This window comes from Streptomyces sp. NRRL B-1347, assembly GCF_000720325.1.
GTDB lineage: Bacteria > Actinomycetota > Actinomycetes > Streptomycetales > Streptomycetaceae > Streptomyces.
The window spans coordinates 1-7,819 of record NZ_JOJM01000131.1 but is presented as its reverse complement, the minus strand read 5'-3'; the positions used below and the strand labels follow the sequence as shown (position 1 = coordinate 7,819).

General features: G+C 73.0%; 6 protein-coding genes. All 6 read left to right on the top strand.

Annotated features, from left to right (window positions below; translation table 11 throughout):
• Positions 1–238: 238 nt before the first annotated feature.
• Positions 239–565, top strand: a complete 327-nt coding sequence (locus IG74_RS0143190; RefSeq protein ID WP_030688995.1) for a hypothetical protein — start codon at positions 239–241, stop codon at positions 563–565.
• 81 nt (positions 566–646) lie between these two features.
• A complete protein-coding gene (locus IG74_RS0143185) occupies positions 647–1,480 on the top strand; it encodes a hypothetical protein (protein ID WP_030688993.1) in 834 nt (277 codons plus the stop codon).
• Positions 1,481–1,561: 81 nt separating this feature from the next.
• Entirely contained in the window at positions 1,562–3,490 is a 1,929-nt protein-coding gene (locus tag IG74_RS0143180; protein ID WP_030688991.1) for a fumarate reductase/succinate dehydrogenase flavoprotein subunit, read from the top strand.
• The gene (locus IG74_RS0143175) at positions 3,487–4,275 is read left to right on the top strand and encodes a succinate dehydrogenase/fumarate reductase iron-sulfur subunit (protein WP_030688989.1); all 789 of its coding nucleotides are present in this window, start codon (positions 3,487–3,489) and stop codon (positions 4,273–4,275) included. Before IG74_RS0143180 ends, IG74_RS0143175 begins: the two co-directional genes overlap by 4 nt.
• Positions 4,276–4,465: 190 nt before the next feature.
• Complete coding sequence (locus IG74_RS0143170; RefSeq protein ID WP_199818977.1) at positions 4,466–5,731, top strand: alpha/beta hydrolase family protein; 1,266 nt, start codon at positions 4,466–4,468, stop codon at positions 5,729–5,731.
• 53 nt (positions 5,732–5,784) lie between these two features.
• Positions 5,785–7,819: TPM domain-containing protein (locus IG74_RS0143165; RefSeq protein ID WP_051856617.1), on the top strand; the 2,035-nt coding region annotated here is incomplete at its 3' end.

Below are 7,819 nucleotides of genomic sequence, written 5' to 3'. Positions count from 1 at the left end.
GGGTGGGCGGGAGAGACAGGCTGGACCCGGGCCACGGGAGAGCGGGAGCGCGGCCCACCCGGGGGCGCCGGGGCGCGGCTCAGCCGGGGGCGCCGGGGCACGCTCCGGCGGACATGCGCCACCCCGCCCCATTCCCGGCCCCAATCACGACAGATCCCTTCCCAAGCCGGGATGTGAGGCGCGACACTCGCAGGCGCATGAGCGTTTACGACCGCACCCCTTGAAGTGAGGGCAAGTCATGGCTCTGCAAGACGACCTGACGGCCATTCAGCGCTATGTCGACGACCTCGTCCGCACGGTGGGCCGGATCGAGCGGCAGGCCGAGCCGGAGACGGCGGGCGTCGACTTCCGCCGGGTCCGCATGGACACCGACCACCTGCGCGAGAGCGTCGCGCTGCTGCGCGCGGCCGTGGCGCCCGACGCCCCGCCCGAGCGCCCGGCCCAGGCGCCCCCGCCCCCCGCACGGCCCGCGATGGTGCCCGTGCCGGACACCCCGTACGACAGCTCCCTGTGGACGGACTCGGACGACGAGGGCCTGGGCGCCCGCCACCGCCGCGCGCCCTAGCCGCGCCCCGGCCCGCCCGCCCCGGTCCGCACGGGCCCGCGCCCGTCGTAACCCACCCGTCGACGAAGGAGTGGAGCCTCGTTGGCAACTGGTACCGAACCCCATCTGAACAAGGGCACGGCCCCCGGCGGCGTACGGCACGGCACGCGCGCCGCGATCGCCGCTGCCCATCTGCGGACGGACCGCTGGTGGCTCCAGCCCGCCGCGACCGCCGCCGGACTGTTCGCCTTCGTCGTGTATTCGACGTGGCGGGCGTTCGCCAATTCCGACTACTACGAGGCGCCGTACGTCTCGCCGTTCTACTCGCCGTGCGTCGCGGACAATTGCGAGCCGATGAAGAACGGCCCGAACTGGGAGATTTTCGGCAGCTGGTGGGGCCTGTCCCCCGCCCTGCTCATCCTCATCTTCCCGCTGGGCTTCCGGCTCACCTGCTACTACTACCGCAAGGCCTACTACCGCGGCTTCTGGGCGTCCCCGCCCGCCTGCGCGGTCGCCGAGCCGCACGCCAAGTACACCGGCGAGACGCGTTTCCCGCTGATCCTGCAGAACATCCACCGGTACTTCTTCTACGCCGCCGTACCGGTCGCGGGAATCCTCACGTACGACACGGTGCTCGCCTTCCGCGACGAGCACTACGAGTGGGGCCACATGGGCCTCGGCACGCTCGTGTTCCTGGTGAACATCGTGCTGATCTGGGCGTACACGCTCTCCTGCCACTCGTGCCGGCACATCGTCGGCGGAAAGCTCAAGCACTTCTCCAAACACCCGGTGCGCTATCGCATGTGGCAGTGGGTGGGCTGGCTGAACGGCCGTCACATGCTGCTCGCCTGGGCGTCGTTGATCAGTGTCGCGCTCGCCGACTTCTACGTGTATCTGATCGCCTCCGGCGCGTTCGACGATCCGGCACTGTTCTGACGGCGCAGACGGCACGGACGACACAGACGACGTACGCGACGTACATACGACGAATACGCAAGACGAAATAGGGGCGTTCTGATGTCTCAAGTGGAGCGGCAGCAATGGGATGTCGTCGTCGTGGGCGCCGGCGGAGCGGGCCTCCGGGCCGCGATCGAGGCGCGTGAGCAGGGCGCGCGTACGGCGGTGATCTGCAAGTCGCTGTTCGGCAAGGCGCACACGGTGATGGCCGAGGGCGGCATCGCGGCGGCCATGGCGAATGTGAACTCCGGCGACAACTGGCAGGTGCACTTCCGTGACACGCTGCGCGGCGGAAAGTTCCTCAACCAGTGGCGGATGGCGGAACTGCACGCGCGCGAGGCGCCCGACCGGGTGTGGGAACTGGAGACCTGGGGCGCGCTCTTCGACCGCACCAAGGACGGCCGGATCTCGCAGCGGAACTTCGGCGGCCACGAATATCCACGGCTCGCGCACGTCGGCGACCGTACGGGGCTCGAACTGATCCGCACCCTCCAGCAGAAGATCGTGGCCCTCCAGCAGGAGGACGAGAAGGAATTCGGCGACTACGAAGCCCGGTTGAAGGTCTTCCAGGAATGCACGGTCACGCGCGTGCTCAAGGAGGGTGAACGGGTCAGCGGCGCCTTCTGCTACGAGCGGGAGAGCGGGCGGTTCTTCGTCATCGAGGCGCCCAGCGTCGTACTCGCCACCGGCGGCATCGGCAAGTCCTTCAAGGTGACCTCGAATTCGTGGGAGTACACGGGCGACGGGCACGCGCTCGCGCTGCTCGCGGGGGCGCCGCTGCTGAACATGGAATTCGTCCAGTTCCATCCGACGGGCATGGTGTGGCCGCCCTCGGTGAAAGGCATCCTCGTCACCGAGTCCGTGCGCGGCGACGGCGGCGTGCTGCGGAACTCCGACGGCGAGCGGTTCATGTTCGATTACATTCCGGACGTCTTCAAGGAGAAGTACGCGGAGTCACCGGAGGAGGGCGACCGCTGGTACGAGGACCCGGACCACAACCGCCGCCCGCCCGAGCTGCTGCCCAGGGACGAGGTGGCGCGGGCCATCAACTCCGAGGTGAAGGCCGGGCGCGGCTCTCCGCACGGCGGGGTGTTCCTCGACGTGTCCACGCGGATGCCCGCCGAGGTGATCCGGCGCCGCCTGCCGTCGATGTACCACCAGTTCAAGGAGCTGGCGGACGTCGACATCACCGCGGAGGCGATGGAGGTCGGCCCGACCTGTCACTACGTGATGGGCGGCGTCGCGGTCGACTCCGACACGGCGGCGGCACAGGGCGTGCCGGGCCTGTTCGCGGCCGGCGAGGTCGCGGGCGGCATGCACGGCTCCAACCGCCTCGGCGGGAACTCCCTGTCCGACCTGCTCGTGTTCGGCCGCCGTGCCGGTCTCTACGCGGCGCGGTACGCGGCCGAGCTGGCGGTGCGCCCGCTGGTGGACGAGCCGCAGCTGGACACCGCGGCGGCGGAGGCCCTGCGCCCGTTCAGCGCGGAGGGCCCCTCGGACGGGGCGACTCCGGAGAACCCGTACACGCTCCACCAGGAGCTCCAGCAGGCCATGAACGACCTGGTCGGCATCATCCGCCGCGAGGGCGAGATGGAGCGGGCCCTGGAGAAGCTGGCCGAGCTGCGGGTGCGGGCGCGGCGGGCCGGGGTCGAGGGGCACCGGCAGTTCAACCCGGGCTGGCACCTGGCGCTCGACCTCAGGAACATGCTGCTGGTCAGCGAGTGCGTGGCGCGCGCGGCCCTGGAACGCACCGAGAGCCGCGGCGGGCACACCCGTGACGACCACCCCGGGATGAGCCGCGAGTGGCGCCGCGTGAACCTGCTCTGCCGCCTCACCGACCCGACCGGAGGCCTCGCGGCCACCGACCCGGTGCGCGGCCAGATCGACCTCGCACGGGTCACCACCGATCCCATCCGCCCCGACCTGCTCGCTCTGTTCGACAAGGAGGAGCTGGTCAAGTACCTGGCCGAAGAGGAGCTCTACGAGTGAGCACAGCTGCATCGTCCACGGCGTACGACGCGCACTTCAGGGTGTGGCGCGGCGACACCGGCGGGGGCGGCCTCGAGGACTTCAAGGTCGAGGTCAACGAGGGCGAGGTGGTCCTCGACATCATCCACCGCCTCCAGGCCACCCAGGCGCCGGACCTCGCGGTGCGCTGGAACTGCAAGGCGGGCAAGTGCGGTTCCTGCTCGGCGGAGATCAACGGTCGGCCGCGGCTGATGTGCATGACCCGCATGTCGGTGTTCACGCGCGAGGAGACCATCACCATCACGCCGCTGCGGGCGTTTCCCGTCGTGCGCGACCTGGTGACCGACGTCGGCTTCAACTACACCAAGGCGCGGGAGGTGCCCGCCTTCGTGCCGCCGCCCGGCGTGGGCCCCGGCGAGTACCGCATGATGCAGGAGGACGTGGACCGCTCCCAGGAGTTCCGCAAGTGCATCGAGTGCTTCCTGTGCCAGGACACCTGCCATGTGGTGCGGGACCACGAGGAGAACAAGACGGCGTTCGCGGGGCCGCGCTTCCTGATGCGGGTCGCCGAGCTGGACATGCACCCGCTGGACGCGGCGGCGGACACGGGCCTGGACCGCAAGGCGACCGCCCAGGAGGAGCACGGGCTCGGCTACTGCAACATCACCAAGTGCTGCACGGAGGTGTGCCCCGAGGGCATCCACATCACGGACAACGCGCTGATTCCCTTGAAGGAGCGGGCGGTCGACCGCAAGTACGATCCGCTGGTCTGGCTGGGGAACAAGATCCGGCGGCGGGGCGAGTAGGGGGCGCCACCGGAGCCTGGGTCCGGGCCTTCGGGCGGGGCACGGGACCTGGGCCTTGGGCGAGGCGCGGGACCTGGGCCTTCGGGCGGGGCGCGGGTAGTTCGCGGGCGGAGTTGTGGGGGTAATCCCCCAGACGATTCTCTTGATCGCCCCCATGGTTCCGGCGCGGGCGTGCGGCCAGCATGGAGGCATGGACATTCGCACGGCGCGGAGCTCGCGCTCGATGAAGGTGCTGGTGGCCGCGGGCCTCGCGGCAGCGGTGACGCTGGGGGCCGGGGCCACCGCCCCGGCCTCCGCGCAGGCGGCGGAGGGCGCGGTGCGCGCCAAGGCCGGGGATCCGGTGCGCCCCGCCCTGCCCGCCCCGACCGGCCCGCACCCCGTCGGCACGGTGACGACCCGCCTCGTCGACCACTCCCGCCACGACCCCTGGGTCACCTCGCAGCCGTACCGCGAGCTGATGGTGAGCGTCTGGTATCCGGCGCGGAAGACCGGCGGCAGCCCCCGGCCCGCGCCGTACATGGCACCGGGCGCGGCCGAGCGCTGGGACGCCGCGGCACCGCACGGCATAGCGAAGGGCGCCGTCGACTGGCCGGGCATGCGCACCCACGCCCGGCAGGCCGCCCCGGCCGACGACCGCGGCGGCCGCCGCCCGGTGCTGCTCTACTCCGCGGGGGCCAACGACCCGCGGACCTGGGGCACCTCCCTGGTCGAGGAGATGGCCAGCCGCGGCTATGTGGTGATCACCGTCGACCACACCTATGAGGCACCCGGTGTGCAGTTCCCCGACGGCTCGGTCAAGGACGACAAGCCGATGCGCGACGCGCTGGCCAAGGTGACGGACGAGCGGTCCCTGTCCGAGCTCCTGAAGAAGGTCGTGGACACCCGGGTCGCCGACGACAAGTTCGTCCTCGACCGGCTCGGCGCCCTGCCGCACGGCCTGTCCCGGCTGGTCGACCGCGGGCGCGTCGGCATGTTCGGCCACTCCGCGGGCGGAGTCGCCGCCGCCGAGACGATGTACGAGGACAAGCGCGTCAAGGCCGCCGTCGATCTGGACGGCACCCTGGAGCTCAACGGCGAACCGAAGGGCACGAACCTCACCCCGGTCGCCCGGCACGGCGTCGACCGCCCCCTGCTCCTCATGGGCCGCGAGGGCAGCGACCACACCACCGAGCCCTCCTGGCGCGCCTTCTGGTCCCACACCCCGGGCTGGAAGCGGGACTTCACCCTCCGCGGCTCCCGGCACCAGACGTACACGGACCTCGCGGCCGTCCTGCCGCAGACCGGAGCCTCCCAGGACGTCATCGAGAAGAACATAGGCACCGTCGACCCGAAACGCGCCATCACCGCCCAGCGTGCCTATGTGGCGTCCTTCTTCGACCGCTGGCTGCGCGACCGGGACGACCACCTGCTGGACGGCCCGTCGCCCCGCTTCCCGGAGGTGCGCCACGTCCCGTAGGGCCCCTCGGCCCCCGGTCGCGAGGCCTCAGGGACCGCCCTACGCTGCGAGGTGTGACGCCGTTCCCGTCGTCCCGGCTGTCCGCGCTGCCCGCGGGGGCACGCACCGCCGCACGAGCCGCGGCGGCCGTGCTCCTCGCCTGCTGCGGACTGCCGGGGGTCACGCCTCCCGCGTACGCGACGCCCGCCGCGGCCGCCGAGACCGGTGTGCGGGCGGCGCCCGCCGACGATCCCGTGCGGCTTGACCGCGACGGCCAGATCACCGACAAGGCGGGCGCGCTCGGGGACCGGCGAGCCGCCGTGGCCGCCGCGCTCGACCGGCTCTACGACGACCGGAAGATCCAGCTCTTCGTGGCGTACGTACGGGACTTCTCCGGACGGTCCGCCCGCGACTGGGCGGACGCCACGGCCGAGCGCAACGGCCTCGGGACGGACGACGTGCTCCTTGCCGTGGCCACCCACGACCGGCAGTACGCGTACTCGGCCGAGCAGGGTTCGCGGTTCAGCGAGGCACAGCTCAGGGACGTCGCCGCGACCGCCGTCGAGCCCGCCCTGCGGCAGCACGACTGGGCGGGGGCGGCCATCGGCGCGGCAGACGGGTACGGGGCCGTGCTGGCCGGGGAGCCCGTGCCCGTGCCCGCGATCACTCCGGGTGAGGCGGATCCGGGTGGCGGGGGCGGCCGAGACGACGGGGTGGCGGGTGACCTGGTGCTGCCCGTGATCGCGGTCGGTGTGGCGGGGACCTTCGCTGCGGTCGCGTACCGGCGGCGCAAGCGGCGCTTCACCACCCGGACGACGCCCGGCGGCCGAGGCGAGGGGCAGCGGCTCACCCCGCTGCCCGAGCTCGACGCCCGCGCCGGGCAGCTGCTCGTCGGAACCGATGACGCGGTGCGCACCAGCACCGAGGAACTGGGCTTCGCCACCGCGCAGTTCGGTGAGGCGGCGGCACGGCCGTTCGCGGCGGCCGTGGCGTATGCGCGCGCGGAGCTGACGGCGGCGTTCCGGTTGCGGCAGCGGCTCGACGACGCCTATCCCGAGGACGAGGCGACGCGGCGGCGGATGCTCGACGAGATCGTGGCGCGCTGCACGGAGGCGGGGCGGCGGCTCGACGCGGAGGCCGCCGCGTTCGACGAGCTGCGCTCCCTGGAGCGCACCGCGCCGAGCGCCCTGGAGCACGCCGAGACGGTGCTCCGGCAGGTGAACGCGCGCGCCCTGGAGGCGGAGTCGACGCTCAAGGAGCTGCGGACGGCGTATGCGCCGGCGGCGACCGAGGCGGTCGTCGGGAGCGTGGCGCAGGCCAAGGGCCGGCTCGCGTTCGCCGCGAGCCAGCTGCACCAGGCCCGCACGGCCGTCGAGACCGCCGACAACGGCACGGCCGCCGTGCATCTGCGCGCGGCGGAGGGCGCCGTCGACCAGGCGGGCACGTTCGTCGAGGGCGTGGTCCGGCTCGCCGGTGAACTCGCCGAGGCCGAGCGGCGGTTGCCCGGCGCGCTCAGCGAGACCGAGGCCGACCTCGCCGACGCGCACGGGCTCCTGACGGGCACGGGCGAGGGCGCCCCGACCGCCGATCTGCGCGGGCGGATCGCGCGGGCCGAGTCCGTCGTGGCGGAGGTGGGGCGGGCAATGGCGGCGGGGGCGTACGACCCGATCGACGCGCTGCGCCGGGTCGAGGAGGCCGACGCGGCGCTCGACCACGCCCTGGCCGGGGCGCGGCAGCGCGAGAGCGAGGACGACCGGGCCCGGGCGCTCCTCGGCCAGGCCCTGCTCACCGCGCGCAGCGCCGTCGCCGCCGCCCGGGACCAGGTGACGACGCACCGGGGCGCGGTGGGCCCCGAGGCCCGGACCCGGCTCGCGGAGGCGGAGCGCCACCTGGAGCGGGCGGAGGGCCCCGTCGGGCCGGGCGCGGGCCCCGTCACGCCCGCCGCCGCCCTCGCCGAGGCGCAGCGGGCCGACTCCCTGGCGCGGCAGGCCCAGGCGCTCGCCGAGCGGGACGTCCGCGCGTACGGCAATCCGTACGGCGGGGGTTTCGGCGCGGGCGGCCGGGGCGGCGGCATGGGCGGCGCGGTCCTGGGCGGCATCGTCCTCGGGG